The organism is Nonomuraea sp. KM90 (assembly GCF_052246675.1).
Classification (GTDB): domain Bacteria; phylum Actinomycetota; class Actinomycetes; order Streptosporangiales; family Streptosporangiaceae; genus Nonomuraea.
This window is the reverse complement of record NZ_JBQQCB010000012.1, coordinates 32,413-48,597: the sequence shown is the minus strand read 5'-3', so window position 1 is coordinate 48,597 and position 16,185 is coordinate 32,413. Positions and strand designations below refer to the sequence as shown.

The following is a 16,185-nucleotide window of genomic DNA, read 5'->3' as shown; positions in this document are numbered from 1 at the left end:
CTCCAGCATGCTCGCCGACCGCTGTGCCGCACCTGAGAGACCCTGAGGAGCCTCTCAGCCCTGCGCTGCCGAGGAGCATCCCTCAGCCCGTCCGGGATCCGGGTGCCCGGGTGAGCTCGCACCGGCCGTCCACGCATCGCCGCCGCAGCCGGCCCCGCGAGATCGTCTGCACCAGCCCGATCGCCCAGCAGGTCGGGCAGCCGCGCAGGGCCAGCAGGCCGGCCGGTACGAGCATCAGGCTCACCGGGCCGAGCGCCGGCAGCAGCGCCACCGAGCCGATCAGCGCGCCGAAGCCGGCCGCGCCCCGGAGCAGATGCCGGGGCAGCGACGCGCTGGCGAAACCGCGGTCCTCAGCCATCCGCGCCTCCTTCGGGAGTGCTCTCCAGGGTCCGGTGGACGGTCGCGCGGGCGCGGTGCAGCCGCGACTTCATCGCGGAGACGCTGAGACCCAGCGCGCCGGCCACCAGCCGGCCGCTGAGGCCCTGGACGTCTCGCATGATCAGCACCTGCCGCTGGTCGGCGGGCAGGGCGGCGATGGCCGCGGCCACCCGATCGGCCTCCAGCCGCCGCATGACCTCGTCCTCGGCCGAGATCGCGCGGGTGTCCTCGACGAGCTCCGGCCGCCGCACCGTCAGCCGGGCGCGGCGCAGGCACTCGTTGCGGACGATGCGGAACATCCACGACGCCAGCGCACCGGTGGCCCGCAACGTGCCGATCTTCCGGTAGAGGATGATCAGCGCCTCCTGCGCCGCGTCCTCCGCGTCCTCGGGCGTGGCGCACAGCGAGCGGGCGAAGCGCCGTACGTGCGGGTGCGACCCGGACACCAGCGCCGAGATCGACTCGGCGTCGCCGCGCTGCGCCGCCACGATCAGCCGCTCGGCGGGCCAGGTCCGGTCAGCCACGCGAGCGGCCTCTCCTGCGCAGCAGGACGACGCTGCACGCGCAGACAAGTAGGACCGCGACCGCGATTCCGGCGATGAGCATGACAATCTCCAGTCTCCCGTCCCGGCGCTGTCGCCGGCACACGTGTATGAGAGGCGGCGACCGCCGGAAAGGATTCGGCGGCGGGGGTCCGTGGAACCGGGGAACCGGCGGCGGGGATCCTTGGAGCCAGTGAACCCGACTTCATGGGAGTGCGTCGCGTGACCGAATCATCGGGTGAGGTGCTCTATCTCGTCGTCTGCGCCGCCGGGGCGGCGGCCGACGTCGGGCGGCTCGTCGGCCTGGCGCAGGAGGAGGGCTGGATCGTGCAGATCGTGGCGACCCCGTCCGCCTTGGACTTCATCGACGTGGCCGCGCTGGAGCGGCAGACCGGGCGGCCGGTGCGCAGCCGCTACCGCAAGCCGTACGAGCCGAAGCCGCCCCGGGCCGACGCCATCGTCGTGGCGCCGGCCACGTACAACACGATCAACAAGTTCGCCCAGGGCATCGCCGACACCTACGCGCTGGGCGTGCTGGCCGAGGCGCCGGGGCTGGGCATCCCGGTGGTCGTGCTGCCGTTCGTGAACAGCGCGCTGGCCGCCCGCACGCCGTACCGGCGCAGCGTCGCGGACCTGCGCGCGGACGGCGTACGGGTGGTGCTCGGCGCCGGCGGCTCGGAGCCCTACCCCTGGGAACGCGCGCTGGCGGAGCTCGGCGGCAGGAAGCGGACGCCTTGAGAGCTTGTCCCTGACACCGTGTGAGGCTGTATGCCAGGATGTGCCGATTTCGGGAGGTACATCGTGGGAATGTCGGAGCGGGTGGACGAGGTCCTGCATGCGGGGAAGGCGCCCAACCTGCACGGGCTCGTGGTGATGCGGGGCGGGGAGGTGGTGATCGAGCGGTACGGCGCGGGGGCCGACTACCACCTGGGTGACGCGCTCGGGCAGGTGGTGTTCGACCGGGACACGCTGCACGACCTGAGGTCGGTGTCCAAGAGCGTGGTGGCGCTGGTGTACGGCATCGCGTTGCGCGAGGGGCTGGTGCCGGCGCCGGGGGAGTCGCTGGTGCGGCAGTTCCCGGAATATCCCGATCTGGTGGCTGATCCCGGGCGGGCGCACCTCACCGTCGAGCACGCCCTGACCATGACGCTCGGGCTGGAGTGGCGGGAGGACCTGCCCTACACGGATCCGGCCAACGGCGAGATCGCGATGGAGCTGGCTCCCGACCGGCACCGGTACGTGCTGGAGCGGCCCGTCGTCGAGGAGGCGGGCAAGCGGTGGAACTACAGCGGCGGCGCCTCCGCGCTGATCGGGGAGATCATCACGCGGGGCGCCGGGCGGCCGTTGGACGAGTACGCGGCGGACCGGCTCTTCCGGCCGCTGGGGATCAGCGCGTACGCCTGGTCCAGGGGGGACGACGGCGCGACGCGGGCCGCGTCCGGGCTGCGGCTGCGGCCGGTCGACCTGGCCGCCATCGGGCAGCTCGTGCTCGACGGCGGCCGGGACATCGTGCCGGGCGACTGGCTCCGGGAGGTGCTGCGGCCCCGGGTCGTCATCGACGACGGGTTCGAGTACGGCTACCAGTGGTATCTCGGCACCGGTGAGCGCCGGTGGGCCGAGGCCATCGGGAACGGCGGGCAGCGGTTGCTCGTGGCGCCGGAGGAGGGGCTGGTGGTGGCGGTGACGGCCGGGGAGTACGACTCCGGCCAGGTCAGCGCGCAGGCCGTGCTCGACGCCGTGCTCGACCGGTAGCGGCGGCCTTCAGGGGACGAGCAGGACGCGGCCCGTCAGCGTGCGGCTCTCCAGGAGGCGGTGGGCCTCGGCGGCCTCCTCCAGGGGCAGCGTACGGGCGATGGACGCGCCGCTCCGGCCCGCCGCCAGCCGGGCCAGCATCTCCGGGTAGTGCGTGCCGAAGACCTGCCCGGCCCAGCCGGGACCGCTGCAGCCGATGGCCGTCACGCCGCGCTCCATGAGGTCGGCGGCGGTGAACGCGGCCGGCTCCCCGCTCAGCAGGCCGTAGTAGAGCAGGCGGCCGGTGCCGGGGGTGAGGCGGCCGAGCACCTGCCCGGCCGACGCGCCGCCGATGGACTCGAAGGCCACGTCCACGTCCGGCAGGCCGGAGGGCCAATCGGGCGTCCCGTGGTCGAGCACGGTGTCGGCGCCCAGCTCGACGGCCCGGTCCCGCTTGGCGGGCGATCCGGCGGTGGCGATCACGTGGCCGGCCCCGAACTCCTTGGCGTGGCGTACCAGGTGGCCGCCGACCGCGCTGGTGCCGGCCTCCACCAGCACCGTTTCCCCGCCTTCCAGCCTGGCCCGGTGGAGCAGGGCGAGGGCGATGGCACCGGGGGCGGCCACGGCCAGCGCCTCGGCCGGGGTCACGCCGTCCGGCACCGGGCAGGCCATGGCGGCGGGGAGCACCACGTACTCCGCGTACGCGCCCAGCCCGCCCGTGACCCCGACCAGCGTGCTGCCGAGCAGCTTCCCGTCCACCCCCGCGCCCGCCTCGACGACCTCGCCCACCGCCTCCGCGCCGAGTACGGCGGGCAGCGGCAGCGGGAACGGCAGCGTGCCCGCGCGGATCTGGGTCTCGGCGTAGCTGACGCCGACGGCCTGGGCGCGGATGAGGACCTGGCCCTCTCCCGGCCGCGGGCGCGGCAGGTCGGCGGGCTCCAGCCGCTCCGGCCCGCCCTTGGCCGTCAGGACGATCGCGCGCATTCTTCCTCCAGATAACCGAACCAGTGGTCCAGTTAATATATGGACCACTGGTCAAGTTTGTCCATGGGAAAGAATGACCGGATGGAACGTCGAGAGCGGGCCGACGCCGCGCGCAACAGGCAGGCGATCCTGCGGGCGGCCGAGGAGCTGCTGCGGCGGCACCCGCCCGAGCAGGTCTCCGTCGAGCGGGTCGCGGCCGCCGCCGGCGTGGGGAAGGGGACGGTCTTCCACCGGTTCGGCAGTCGTACGGGGCTCATGCGGGAGCTCATGGCCGAGCGGGCCCGCGAGCTGGAGGTGGCCGTCGCCGAGGGGCCGCCGCCGCTCGGGCCGGGGGCGGAGCCGGGGGAGCGGCTGGTCGCGTTCTTCGCCGCGGTGGCCGCGCTGGCGGCGCGCAACGGCAACCTCATGGCGGCGCACGAGCACGCCATGGTGACCAGGAAGGGGGCCGCCGAGCAGCCCAGGGAGGCCAATCCGATCTACGTCTCCTGGCATCGGCACGTGACCGGGCTGATCGCCGAAGGGCGGCCGGACGTGGATGCCGGGCAGATCGCTCACATGCTGCTCGGCACCCTGCACATGGAGCCGATCGCGAGCCAGTTGCGGGCTGGGGAGCACGAGCGGCTCGCGGCGAGCTTCGCGGATCTGGTCAGAGGGCTGTTCGGAGCGGGAGGCCGGTGACGGGGGCGCTCGCGGGTGTTCGGTGGGGAGGGCGGCGCGCTCACGGGCGATCACGGGGGCGTGGACGGTCGCGGCTGATCAGGGAGGGGCTGGTCAGAGGGGGAGGTGGGGGACGGCCGTGCGGAAGGCGGCGACGGCGGCCCTGATCGCCGGGTGCTCGCCGTTCCCCTTCCGGAACGCGGCCAGCGTGCGGCGGCTCAGCGGCAGGCGGGTGAGCAGTACGCCTCCCGGCGGGCTGGTGGCCGCCAGGTGGGGCACGAGCGCGACGCCCTGACCGGCCGCGGCGAAGGCCAGCACGGTGTCGAAGTCGTCGATGTGGTGCCGGACGAGCGGCTCGAACCCGGCCGCCTGGCAGGCCCTGACGGCCATGGTGTGGCAGAGGGTGCCGGGCTTGTTCGTGATCCACGCGTCGTCGCGGGCGGCGGCGACGGAGGGGCGGTCGGTCAGGTAGATCGGCTCGCTGAACAGCGGCTCGGTCTCGACCGAGGCGTCGGTGACGGGCGGGACGAAGTCGTACTCGTGGACGAGCGCCACGTCCAGCTCCCCTGCCCCCAGCGCGGCCGAGACGTCGGCTGGGTCGATCTCGGACACCATCGGCCGCAGCCCCGGGTGCGCGCCGGTCAGGCCGGCGAGGGCGGGCGGCAGGAGCACGCGGGCGGCCGTGGGGAAGGCGCCGATCCGCAGCGGCCCCGAGGGTCCGCCGCGCGCGGCGGCGAGGGCGGCCGAGGCGCGTTCGAGCTGTTCGAGCACGGCCTGCGCGTGCTCCACGAGGAGCTGCCCGGCGGGCGTCAGCGCCACCGTGCGGCCGGTGCGCTCCAGCAGCGGCACCCCGGCCTCCCGCTCCAGCGCGCTGAGCTGCTGGGAGACGGCCGACGGCGTGAACGTGACCGCCTCGGCCACCGCGGCGATGGTGCCGCGCCTGGCGAGTTCGCGGAGCAGGTGGAGCTTGCGCGGATCGAGCATAAGCTCAGCTTAATCTCGAACGAAGAAACTCGCGCTGGACCTAACGGGTTCCGGGAGGTCAGGCTCGAAGCATGATGAGAGGAATCCACGTACCGCTGGTCACCCCGTTCGAGTCGTCGGGCGCGGTGGCCGTGGACACGATCGAGAAGCTCGGCCATCACGTGCTCGACCAGGGCGCCGCCGGCCTGGTGGCGCTGGGCACCACCGGCGAGGTGGCCGCGCTCGACCCCGCGGAGCGGGCGCGCGTGATCGAGGTGTGCGCCCGCGTCTGTGCCGAGCGGCAGGCGCTGCTGACGGTGGGGGTGACGGGCAACGACACGCGTTCGACGGCGCGGGCCCTGCGGGAGCTGCCGCCGGGGGTGGGGGCGGCGCTGGTGATGGTGCCGTACTTCCTGCGGCCCGGTGAGCGCGGGGTCGTCGCGCACTTCGAGGCGCTGGCCGAGGAGACGCCGGTGCCGCTGGTCGTCTACCACATCCCCTACCGGACCGGGCAGGCCGTCAGCGCGGCCACGCTGCGCCGGGTCGGCGCGCATCCGATGATCGCGGGGGTGAAGTACGCGGCGGGCGGGATCGACCAGGACGCGATCGACCTGCTCGGGGACCTGCCCGAGGGGTTCGCGGTGCTGGGCGGGGACGACGTCTGCGTCTCGCCGCTGCTCGCCCTGGGCGCGGCGGGCGGCATCCTCGCCTCCGCGCACCTGGAGACCAGGAGCTTCGCCGACCTGGCGGACGCCTGGCAGGCCGGGGACGTCGCCCGGGCCAGGGCGCTCGGGAACCGGCTGGCCCGGCTCTCGGCGGCGCTGTTCGCCGAGCCCAACCCGACCGTGATCAAGGGCGTGCTGCACGCCCGGGGCCTGATCCCGACCCCGGACGTACGCCTGCCGCTGCTGCCCGCGAGCCACGAGTCGGTGTCACGGGCTCTCCTGGCGTAGATCCGCGCCTATCCCGTCAAAAGCCACTAATGTTTCGTTCGGGCGAACGAAATATATCTGTGGAGGTTGAGGGATATTTCGAAGAGGCGAAAGGATCTGCTGGAGGCGCTCGTCGGTGCGGGGCGGGACCACGGCGACGCCGCCGTCGCGTACCACGGGGCCATGGGCGAGCGGCTCGGTCTGGGGCCGACCGAGGAGAAGGCGCTCGATCTGCTGCGGCGCCACGGGCCGCTGACGGCGGGGGAGATCGCGCAGCACACCGGGCTGGCCCCGGCCACCGTCAGCGGGCTGATCGACCGGCTGGAGGCCAAGTGGCTGGTGCGGCGGCTGCGTGACACCAGGGATCGGCGGCGGGTCATCGTCGAGATCAACTACGAGCGGGTGGCCGGGTTCGCGGAGCTGCTGGAGCCGTTCGCGGCCGGCCTGTCCCGGCTGTACGAGCGCTACACCGACGACGAGCTGGAGGTGATCCTCGACTGGCTGCGGCGGTCCACGGCGCTGCAGCGGGCGGCCACCCGGGAGCTGGCCGAGCGATAAAGGGCTGGACATCCCGTCTGATCAAGGGATAACGTCTCCGCCGATATGGGTTCCCTGTGATTCTCGCGCCCGAGGCGCGCACGCGTTGAGCTGACTGCTCCGCCTGCGCCGCCTCGCTCTGGTCAATTCCGCGCCGAGAAGAGGAGGTGGGCCCTTTATGCGTACTGCTGCCCAACTGGCATTCGCCGAGATCACCAAGCGTTACGACACCCGCGTCGTCCTGGACCGCGTGTCCTTCACCGTCAGACCCGGCGAGCGGATCGGGGTGATCGGGGACAACGGGTCGGGCAAGTCCACGCTGCTCAAGCTCATGGCGGGCGCCGAGCGGCCGGACAACGGCGAGCTCACCGTCGTCGCGCCCGGCGGCGTCGGCTACCTGCCGCAGTCTCCGGAGCTGCCGCCGCACGCGACGGTGGCCGACGCCATCGACGTGGCCCTGGCCGAGCTGCGCGACCTGGAGAGCCGGATGCGGGCCGCCGAGCGCGCGCTCGACACCCCGAGGGACGCGGAGGTCTACGCGGGGCTGGTGGCCGAGTTCGAGGCGCGCGGCGGGTACGAGGCCGACGCCCGGGTGGACGCCGCGCTGCACGGGCTCGGGCTGCCGGGGCTCGACCGGGCCCGCCCGGTGGCCACGCTGTCCGGCGGCGAGCGCTCCCGGCTCGCCCTGGCCGCGACCCTGGCCGCCGATCCCGAGCTGCTGCTGCTCGACGAGCCGACCAACGACCTGGACGACCAGGCCGTGGCCTGGCTCGAACGGCACCTGCGCTCCCACCGGGGCACCGTGGTGGCCATCACGCACGACCGGGTGTTCCTGGAGCGGGTGACCGCCACGATCCTGGAGGTCGCCGAGGGCCAGGTGCGGCGCTACGGCGACGGGTACGCCGGGTACCTCACGGCCAAGGCGGCCGAGCGGGCGGCGCGGCTGCGGGCGTACGAGGAGTGGAAGCAGGAGCTCGGCCGGCATTCGGGGCTGGTCTCCGCCAACGCCGCCCGGCTGGCGGCCGTGCCGCGCAAGATGGTCAAGGCGGGGATGGGGACCGGGGCCTGGCGGGCGCGCTCGCGTACGCACGGGGCGGCCGGACGCGTCCGGCAGTCGCAGCAGCGGGTGCGTTCGCTCACCGACGCCCCGGTGTCGCCGCCGCCCGAGCCGCTGCGCTTCGCCGCCGACATCAGGGGCGGCGTCGCGGCCGGTGCGGCGGTTGTGCTCGACGGGGTGCGGGTGACGGGGCGCCTGTGCCTGGAGACCCTCACCGTACGGGCCGGCGAGCGGCTGCTGGTCACCGGGCCGAACGGGGCCGGGAAGACCACGCTCATGCGCGTGCTGGCCGGTGAGCTGCGGCCGGACGCGGGCACCGTGCGGCGGGCGGGCCGGGTCGGGCACCTGCGGCAGGACGAGCAGGCGGGGCCGCCGAACCGTACCGTGCTGCGGGCCTACGCGCACGGGCGGCCGGGCTCCCTCGACGACCATGCGGACGCGCTGCTGGCGCTGGGGCTGTTCCGGCCCTCGGACCTGGGGTTGCGCCTGGGCGAGCTGTCGTACGGGCAACGCCGCCGGATCGAGCTGGCCCGCCTGGTCAGCGAGCCGGTGGACCTGCTGCTGCTCGACGAGCCGACCAACCACCTGTCGCCGGTGCTCGTCGAGCAGCTGGAGGAGGCGCTGGGCTCCTACGGGGGCGCGCTGGTGATCGTCACGCACGACCGCCGCCTGCGCGCCGGCTTCACCGGCTCCCACCTGGAGCTGAGGGCCGGCACGGCGACGATGTGACGGGCGCGGCGAGTGCGGAGTCGCGGGCGCGGCGATGGTGAGCGGGGTCGCGGCAGTGTGACGACCCTGGTCGCGGACGCCTCGACCGCGACCAGGGCCGCGTCTAGTGGCCCGACTCCTTGATGGCGGTGCCGACCTCGCCGACGCGGTCGGCCAGCAGGCCGATCGCGCCCACCGCCCGGACCACCGGGTCGTCCTCGGCACCGCCCAGGGCCTTGGCCTTGAGGTAGGCCGCCTTGACCGCCGCCCAGCGGGCCGCCCGGGCGGGGTCCAGGCGGCCGCGCAGCTCCGCCAGCTTGAGCAGGTTGGCCTCGGCGTCGGTGGTCAGCGTCTGGGCCTCGCCCAGGTAGTGGTCGTCGATCACCGCTTCCAGCTCGGCGTCGTTCATGGCGGGGACGATGCGCTCGGCCAGCTTGTTCATGTTCCGGTAGGAGCCCTGCAGCCGGTACGGGGGCTCCGTACGGGCGGCGTCCGACTGGGCGGCCGAGGCGATGTACGCCTGGTTGTTGGCCAGCACGACCTCCTGGACCCGGACGAGCTTGGCCAGCACGCTGAGGATCTGGTCCAGCTCCGGCTTGCTGTAGGGGTGCTGGAGCTGGTCCGGCCGGACCGTCGTGTCGCCCTTCGCCAAGCGGACGAGCAGCTCCACGTCACCCCGGTCGCGTCCCGACAGGGGTGCGAGCACCGGGTTGGAGGTGAGCGCGTTGTCCACGTAGCTCAGCGCGAACAGCTCGTCCCTCCCCGAGAGCACGTCGCCCAGGTTCCACACGTCGGCTCGGTTGGCCAGCATGTCGGGGATGCGGAAGCGCTGCCCCGACTCGGTGTACGGGTTGCCCGCCATGCACACCGCGAACCGCTTGCCCCGCAGGTCGTACGTCCGCGTCCGGCCGTTCCACACACCCTCGATGCGGCGCTGGGCGTCGCACAGGGAGATGAACTTCTGCAGCAGCTCCGGCGAGGTGTGCTGGATGTCGTCCAGGTAGAGCAGGGTGTTGTTGCCCGTCTCCAGCGCGAACGAGATCTTCTCCACCTCCTGCCTGGCCGTGGCGTCCGGGGCGTCCGCCGGGTCCAGCGAGGTGACCTCGTGGCTCAGGGCCGGGCCGTTCACCTTGACGAAGACCAGGCCGAGCCGGCTGGCCACGTACTCCATCAAGGTCGTCTTGCCGTAGCCGGGCGGGGAGATGAGCAGGAGCAGGCCCATCTGGTCGGTGCGCTTGCCCGCCCCCGCCGCGCCGAGCTGCTTGGCCAGGTTGTCGCCGATCAGCGGCAGGTACACCTCGTCCAGCAGGCGGTTGCGGACGAAGGCGCTCATGACCTTGGGCCGGTACTCGTCCAGGCGCAGGCGGCGGCGCTCGGCCTCGACCAGCTCGGTCCTGCGCCGCTGGTAGGCCCGGTAGGCCGGGACCTGCTCCTGGCCGAACCGGCGGGTCCTGGTGAGGAGCTCGTCCAGGCGGATCTCCAGCTTGCGGTCCTTGACCCGGGGGTGGGTGCCCAGCAGGCCGTCCACGGTCTCGGTGATGGTGGCGCTGGACTCGTGGCGGGGCAGGTCGCACAGCAGTACGGCGACGGCCTCGGCGGCCTCGGGCCCCTGGTGGTAGGCGGTCATCCAGGCCCGGGCGAGCTGGAGGCGCTCGGGGAGGGGGAGGGCGCTGAGGTCCTCCTCGAACTCCCGCACCTTGGCGGGGCCGAGCGCGTGGCGGAAGCCGTCGAGGAGGTCGCGGGCCGCCTTGGCGGTGACGAAACCGGCGGGCGTGGCGGCCAGCTCCTCGACGAGGTACTCGCCGGCGAGGCTGACCGGCGGCAGGCCCAGGCCGGCCAGGAACCGCGCGATCGAGGTCTCCAGCTCGTCGGCCAGCGAGCCCAGGGCGGGCGTGATGCCGAAGACCGTACGGGCCCGGACCAGCGACACGGCCCTGGTGACGAATGTTTTACGTGAAACCTCCTCCACCCCGAACGCCCAGTAGAGCTGCGCGGACGCCCGGACCTCCGCCGGATAGCGCAGCAGCCCCGCGCCCTCCCGCAACCGCACCAGCGTGTCCAGGATGGCCGTGGCGTCGTGGTCGTGGACCCCACGCTCGTATCCCTCGTCGTAGCGCTCCTCGGCGGCCCGGCGGACCAGCTCCTCCAGCGGCGCCCCGGCGGTGACCGAGTCGAGCAGCGAGGCGGCCAGGTATTCGGCCCGGTAGACCTCCGCGGACTCCGAGACCAGCAGCTGGTCCCAGAACGGCCGGGTGTCGGCGAACGAGTCGGGCACGGGGGAGCGGTAGTCCGTCCCGGTGATCGCGAACGACATCGCGCCGTCGTGCGGCACCAGTGTCAGGTCGATCGGCTGGGTGTTGACGGCGAAGCGGTGGTGGCCCAGGCGCAGGATCTCGCCGCCGTCGGAGAACAGGTCCTGGCGGTCCCGCAGGGCGCGCCCGGCCTCCTGGTGGGCCGACTTGACCCGTCCGTCCAGCTCCTCCGCCCGTACGGCGTCGCCGAGCCCGCGCAGCTCCCCGGCCGCCGAGCGGACCTTGGCCACCATCGGGTCGGTCGCGAAGTAGGTGTTGACGTCGTCGAGCGAGGCCAGCGCGGCGAGCCGGCGGGTGATGCTGCCCAGGATGCGCTCCGCCGAGGCGAAGACGCGGTCGGCGCGCCGGGCCAGCTCGTCGAGCTGCGTCTGCTTGCGGGCCGAGAACGCCTCGTAGACGTCGTCCCGCTTGGCCGCGAGCTGCGTCGCGAAGTCGTCGAACTCGCCGAAGCGGGACTCCAGGTTCTCGATCTGGAGCATCAGGCGGCCGAGCTGCTCGTCGCACTTCTCCGGCGCGTCGGCCATCGCCAGCGCGCCCGTGACGGCCTGGCCCAGCAGGGCGAACTCGGCGGCGAACGCGGCCCGGCCCTCCGTGCCGAGCAGCTCGCGCCTGCGCCCGTCCAGCACGGCCCTGGCCCGGTTCACGCCGCCGAGCACCTCGGCGATCCGGCCCAGGATCGAGGTGCGTACGGTGGCGTCGGCGATGTCCAGCGACCCGACGACCTCCGTGACCACCTCCAGCCCCTCGGCCTGCTCCGCCAGCCGGTCGGCGACGGGCGCGGCCTCGGCCACCGTGCCGATCGCGGCCGCGTCGGCGGCGAGCCCGTCGACGGCCGCGTGGTAGCCGGTGAACGCCTCCTCCCCGGACAGGAACGTGACGGCCCGCCTCCCGGCCGAGGCCACCTCCTCCGTCACCGTGGCGGACAGCGCGTCCAGGGCGGTCAGGTCGATGTAGCGGACCTCGCGCAGCGTCACCAGGTGCCCCTGGGCGCGGCGCAGCGTGGCCAGCAGGGTGACCCAGGCGTCGGCGGTGGCCGGGTCGTCGGCCTTCGACCTCCGTACGAGCTGGGTGGTCTCCTCCTCGGCCGTGGCCAGAGTCCGGGCGGCCTGGCGGGTGAGCTGCTCGACGTTCTCGTACTCGTCGAGGACCTGCTCGGCGGTGGCGCGCACGTCGGCGAGCGGCCCGCGCAGGCCGTGCTCGCCGAGCCAGTGGTAGGAGTCGAACGTCCGCGTGCAGGCGGCGATCAGGCCCTCGAAGGTCCCGGCGGACGGCGCCATCTCCTCGACCATCCGCGCCACCGACAGGCTGTCGGAGATGCCGCGGACGAGCTCCGCGTTGCCGATGCGTTCCAGGGGGCCGGTCCCGGTGGGCTGGGCGGCGGCGTAGGTGTCCGACACGTACGGCGTCTGCCACACCTGCATCGGGTGCACCCGGGTCGGCTCCTCGGAGGTGGCCCGGAAGACCACCATCGTGCCGTCGTCGAACAGCGAGTACCCGTGGCAGACGATGGGGGTGGCCACCTCCTTCCTGATCACGTTGTACGGCAGCAGCAACGAGCGCCCGTCGCCCCTGGCGTGGAAGACGTACAGGACGTCCTCGCCGTTGGGGGAGCGGACCACCCGCTCGAACTCCAGGTCCGACACGTCCGTGTCGAACGTCTTGCTGACCCCCGTGGCCAGGTAGTAGCCGCCGGGGAAGATCAGCCCCTGGTCCTCGGGCAGGCGCTGGCACGCCTGGCCGAGCCCGTCGAGCCGGACGACGGCCTTGGTGCGCGTGTTGAAGACCAGGTGGCGCCGGTCCGTCTCCTTGTACGGCCTGATCCGCATGAGGATGAGCGGCCCCACGCGGGCGTACTCGACGTCGGCGTCCGCGAGGCTCTGCAGCGGCTCGGCCACCGGCTCCGAGTAGATGCCGGCCCCGGTCTCCGTGTTGTCCTCGACCTTGATGGTGAGGTCGCCGCCGACGGTCTCGACGAACACCTCGCCGCCGATGGAGATGTGCGGGTGGCGGCCGAGGATGTGGTCGTCGCGGGTGGTGGGCGTCCACTCGAAGTCGTGGGACGGGGGGAAGGTGTGGTCCCGCTCCCCCCGGTTGTCATGATATTTCGGGACCCCGCCGTTGCTGACCGTCCAGCGCAGCACCCGCGTGTCCGCCGGGCCCGTCCGGAAGACGGCCAGCAGCTTGCCCTCGACCCGCCTGAGCTGCTGGAGCCGGGTCTCCTTGTAATAGCGGTACAGCTCGACGAAGTCCTTCCTGAACGCCGGGTCGTCCAGCGTCTCCAGCCTGTCGGCGTCGAACCTGAAGGCGTCGCCGTCCCGGGAGAACCGGTGCACCGCGAACACGTCCGCCACCGTCGTCTCCGGCTTGAGCCCGATGAAGACGTTGTAACCGAACAACATCACGTCGCCCAGGGAGACGATGTCCCTGGGGACGCAGTTGTTCTCCGTACGGATCCGCTCGGTGCCCAGCAGGCGCAGCTCCGCCCCGCCGAAGACCTTCAGCCGCTCCCCGTTGAGCGCCTCGGCCGCCGCCGCGAGGGCCTTGGCCTGGGCCTGGAGGCGGTTCCTGAGGACCTCGTACGTCCCCGCCTCCAGCCCCACCTCCAGGGCGCCCTCCAGCTGAGACGTCACAGCGCTCACTTGGCGCCGGCCAGCGCCGCCACCGGCGAGTCGGCCACGCCCAGCCGGCGGGCCGTCTCCAGCAGCTCACCGAGCGCCGGCGACTGCGGGCCGCCGTCCTGGATGAGCCGCATGAGCAGCGCGGACACGGTCACGTTCTTGAGGTCCTCGGTGCTCACGCCGCCGATCACGCCGGCGAGGTCGGCCGCCAGGCTGGCGCTCCCGTTGAGGTACGGCGAGACGATGGCCCCCGCGACCGCCGAGTGGTCCACGAAGCCGTCGACCACCTTGCCCGCGGTGATCGAGCCGACCACCTTGTCGAAGAACATCGTGTCGCCGCCGACGATGTCGATGTTGGCCTTGGCCAGGCCGGCGGCCAGCACGCTCGCCTGCGACTCGGCCACCTGCCGCGTGACGTCGATGTGCTTGAGGCGGATCTCCTTGTCGGCCTCCAGGCGCAGGCGGTACTCCTCGTGCCCCCTGCTGGCGTCGTCCAGCGCCGCCATGGCGGCCGCCTTCTGGGTGAGACCCTCGGCCTCGGCCTTGAGCTTCTCGCCCACCGCCGCGGCCCCGGCCAGCGCCATCGCCTGCTGGCCCTCGGCCTGCGCCTTGAGCCGGTCGCCCTCGACCAGCGCCATGGCCCGGGCGCCGTCCGCCTCGGCGGCCAGCCGCTCCTTCAGCACCAGCGCCTCGGCGCGGCCCACCTTCTCGATGGCGTCGGCGTCCCGCTCCCTGACCTGGACCTGCGCCAGCCCGCTCGCGGCCGTCTCGGCCTGCACGCCCTCGGCGAGCCGGATCTTGGCCCGCGCCTCCAGCTCGGCGGCCTGCTGCCGGGCCTCGGCCAGCACGAGCTCCTCGCGGGCCCGGAACTTCGAGGCGGCCTCGGCGGCCTCGGCCGCCTTGATGTCCTTGACCAGGTTCTCCTGGGCCTCGGCCTCGGCGGCGATGATCACCTGCTGGCGGGTGCGCTCGGCCTCCTCGACCACGCGCAGCCGCTTGATGGACTCCTCCTGCTCGGCCACGGTCTTGTCGACCGCGATGCGCTCCCGGATGACCTCGGCGATCGAGCGCTTCTCGGTCTCGACCTCCTTGTCCTTGGCGATCCGCGACAGCTCGGTCTCCCGCTCGCGGGCGATGACCTCCAGCAGGCGGTCCTTCTCGATGCGCTCGGTCTCGATGGCGATGACGCGCTCGCGGTTCTTCTCGGCGACGGCGATCTCGCGGGCCCGGTTCTCGTTCTGCACGCCGAGCTGCTCGTCGGTCTTCATGTGCGCGGCCTGGGCGCGCAGCCGCTCCTCGGCCTGCACGCGGGCGACCTCGGCCTCCTCGCGGGCCTTGACGGTCTCGATCTCGCGCCGCTGCTTGAGCTCGGCGTCGGCCTGGCGGCGCTCCAGCTCGAGGATGGCCTCGCGGGCGTCCACGTTCTGGCGGGTGATCTCCTTCTCCTCGTTGCGCCGGAACTCGTTCGTGCGCACGTGCTCGATCGCCGTCAGCTCGGTGATCTTGCGGATGCCCTGCGCGTCGAGGATGTTGCTCTTGTCGAGCTGGGCCAGCGCGGTCTGCTCCAGGTAGTCGATGGCGGCGTCCTCGAGGCTGTAGCCGTTGAGGTCGGTGCCGATCAGCCGGACGATCTCGTCGCGGAACTCGTCGCGCTTGGTGTAGAGGTCGACGAAGTCGAGGTGCTTGCCGGCGGTCTTGAGCGCCTCGGAGAACTTGGCGTTGAACAGCTCCTGCAGCGTCGTCTCGTCACTGGCCCGCGCGGTGCCGATGGCCTGGGCGACCTTGATGACGTCCTCGGCGGTCTTGTTCACGCGGACGAAGAACGTGATCTTGATGTCGGCCCTGATGTTGTCCCGGCAGATCAGACCCTCGCGGCCGGTCCGCTCGATCTCGATGGTCTTGACCGAGATGTCCATGATCTCGGCCTTGTGGACGACGGGCAGGACCACGGCACCGGTGAATGTCACGTCGACCTTGTTGACCTTCGACACGATGAGCGCCTTGCCCTGCTCCACCTTCCGGAAAAGGCGGCCGATGACGAGGAGCAGGCCAATCACGATGACCAGGATGACGGCGAGGAATACGCCGAAGCCGGTGGAGATGACGTCCATCAGTGCTCACTTTCGTACGGCATGACCCAGAAGAATTCGCCGTCTTTGTCGTATTCGAAGATGAGTGCGTTGTCGCCGCGTGCCAGGCGGTCCTGGCCGGTCGTGCGCACCTGCACGACCGCGGACGAGCCGTCGGCGGCGGTGACCTCGGCCTGGCCGAAGTCCGGGGTGGCCGTGCCCGTGCGGATCACGCACATCTGGCCCACGAAGTCGCCGCGCGAGCGGCGGTCTCCTTCGGGGAACAGCCTGCTCAGCGGTGGCATCAGCGCCCTCGTGGCGAGCCAGGCCAGGCCCAGTGCGGCGAAGGGGACGGCGACCAGCAGGCCGCCGCTCGCCACCACGCCGCCGATGAGGCACAGCAGCCAGGCCAGCGCGACGAGCAGCGACAGCGCGACCCCCGCCGGGACTCCCCCGAGTCCCAGCCACGCGGCGTCGTCATCCAGCTCGAACAGGCCGGTGATGACGGCCAGCCAATAGCCGGCGACCACCACGAGAAGGAAAGTGAAAATGACTGTCGGAAAGCTCAGTGCGATGTCTAAGAAGTCGGTCATCCCGCCTCGGTGTACCCGTCCCCCTGTGATGTCCTGTCGGACTATATACAGATAAAGCGCAGCTAAAGGGGAAAGTTCCCCAAACGGTCTGCGACTTGACCTCA

At 72.5% G+C, this 16,185-nt stretch carries 13 protein-coding genes; 6 read left to right on the top strand and 7 right to left on the bottom strand.

Annotated elements, in window-relative coordinates:
- Positions 1-82: 82 nt before the first annotated feature.
- Together ACTWPW_RS15975 and ACTWPW_RS15970 are read right to left on the bottom strand one after the other, a co-directional pair.
- Positions 83-358, bottom strand: a complete 276-nt coding sequence (locus ACTWPW_RS15975) for a hypothetical protein (RefSeq protein ID WP_443169139.1) — start codon at positions 356-358, stop codon at positions 83-85.
- A complete protein-coding gene (locus ACTWPW_RS15970; RefSeq protein WP_443169138.1) occupies positions 351-902 on the bottom strand; it encodes an RNA polymerase sigma factor in 552 nt (183 codons plus the stop codon). The genes ACTWPW_RS15975 and ACTWPW_RS15970 overlap by 8 nt, the downstream gene beginning before the upstream one ends.
- A 240-nt stretch (positions 903-1,142) precedes the next feature.
- Here ACTWPW_RS15970 and ACTWPW_RS15965 point away from each other — a divergent pair, with 240 nt between their 5' ends.
- Both ACTWPW_RS15965 and ACTWPW_RS15960 read left to right on the top strand, forming a co-directional pair.
- On the top strand, positions 1,143-1,658 hold the full coding sequence (locus tag ACTWPW_RS15965; protein ID WP_443169137.1) for a flavoprotein: 516 nt from the start codon (positions 1,143-1,145) through the stop codon (positions 1,656-1,658).
- A 69-nt stretch (positions 1,659-1,727) separates the two neighbouring features.
- Positions 1,728-2,672, top strand: a complete 945-nt coding sequence (locus tag ACTWPW_RS15960; RefSeq protein ID WP_443169192.1) for a serine hydrolase domain-containing protein — start codon at positions 1,728-1,730, stop codon at positions 2,670-2,672.
- Between the two features lie 9 nt (positions 2,673-2,681).
- Here ACTWPW_RS15960 and ACTWPW_RS15955 read toward each other — a convergent pair whose 3' ends face one another.
- Positions 2,682-3,635: a quinone oxidoreductase family protein gene (locus tag ACTWPW_RS15955; protein WP_375110534.1), complete on the bottom strand. Its 954-nt coding sequence runs from the start codon at positions 3,633-3,635 to the stop codon at positions 2,682-2,684.
- Between the two features lie 81 nt (positions 3,636-3,716).
- Between ACTWPW_RS15955 and ACTWPW_RS15950 the strand changes: the two genes are divergently transcribed.
- A complete protein-coding gene (locus tag ACTWPW_RS15950; RefSeq protein ID WP_443169136.1) occupies positions 3,717-4,313 on the top strand; it encodes a TetR/AcrR family transcriptional regulator in 597 nt (198 codons plus the stop codon).
- A gap of 93 nt (positions 4,314-4,406) precedes the next feature.
- Here the strand turns inward: ACTWPW_RS15950 and ACTWPW_RS15945 are convergent, their stop codons facing one another.
- A complete protein-coding gene (locus ACTWPW_RS15945; protein ID WP_443169135.1) occupies positions 4,407-5,276 on the bottom strand; it encodes a LysR family transcriptional regulator in 870 nt (289 codons plus the stop codon).
- Between the two features lie 71 nt (positions 5,277-5,347).
- Between ACTWPW_RS15945 and ACTWPW_RS15940 the strand changes: the two genes are divergently transcribed.
- From ACTWPW_RS15940 to ACTWPW_RS15930, 3 genes are all read left to right on the top strand, one after another.
- On the top strand, positions 5,348-6,208 hold the full coding sequence (locus ACTWPW_RS15940) for a 4-hydroxy-tetrahydrodipicolinate synthase family protein (protein WP_375110537.1): 861 nt from the start codon (positions 5,348-5,350) through the stop codon (positions 6,206-6,208).
- A gap of 66 nt (positions 6,209-6,274) precedes the next feature.
- Entirely contained in the window at positions 6,275-6,745 is a 471-nt protein-coding gene (locus ACTWPW_RS15935; RefSeq protein WP_443169134.1) for a MarR family winged helix-turn-helix transcriptional regulator, read from the top strand.
- Between the two features lie 157 nt (positions 6,746-6,902).
- Positions 6,903-8,510 carry a TlrC/CarA/OleB/SrmB family ABC-F type ribosomal protection protein gene (locus ACTWPW_RS15930; protein WP_443169133.1) on the top strand — a complete coding sequence of 536 codons (1,608 nt, stop codon included), beginning with the start codon at positions 6,903-6,905 and terminating at the stop codon, positions 8,508-8,510.
- Between the two features lie 103 nt (positions 8,511-8,613).
- On the opposite strand, the gene ACTWPW_RS15925 is transcribed toward ACTWPW_RS15930, so the two are convergent.
- Genes ACTWPW_RS15925 through ACTWPW_RS15915 form a run of 3 tightly spaced genes read right to left on the bottom strand, consistent with a single transcriptional unit; the run spans position 8,614 to position 16,018 of the window.
- A complete protein-coding gene (locus tag ACTWPW_RS15925) occupies positions 8,614-13,431 on the bottom strand; it encodes a DNA repair ATPase (protein ID WP_443169132.1) in 4,818 nt (1,605 codons plus the stop codon).
- A 5-nt stretch (positions 13,432-13,436) separates the two neighbouring features.
- On the bottom strand, positions 13,437-15,530 hold the full coding sequence (locus tag ACTWPW_RS15920; RefSeq protein ID WP_375110541.1) for a flotillin family protein: 2,094 nt from the start codon (positions 15,528-15,530) through the stop codon (positions 13,437-13,439).
- Complete coding sequence (locus tag ACTWPW_RS15915) at positions 15,530-16,018, bottom strand: hypothetical protein (protein ID WP_375110543.1); 489 nt, start codon at positions 16,016-16,018, stop codon at positions 15,530-15,532. Before ACTWPW_RS15915 ends, ACTWPW_RS15920 begins: the two co-directional genes overlap by 1 nt.
- Positions 16,019-16,185 lie beyond the last annotated feature (167 nt).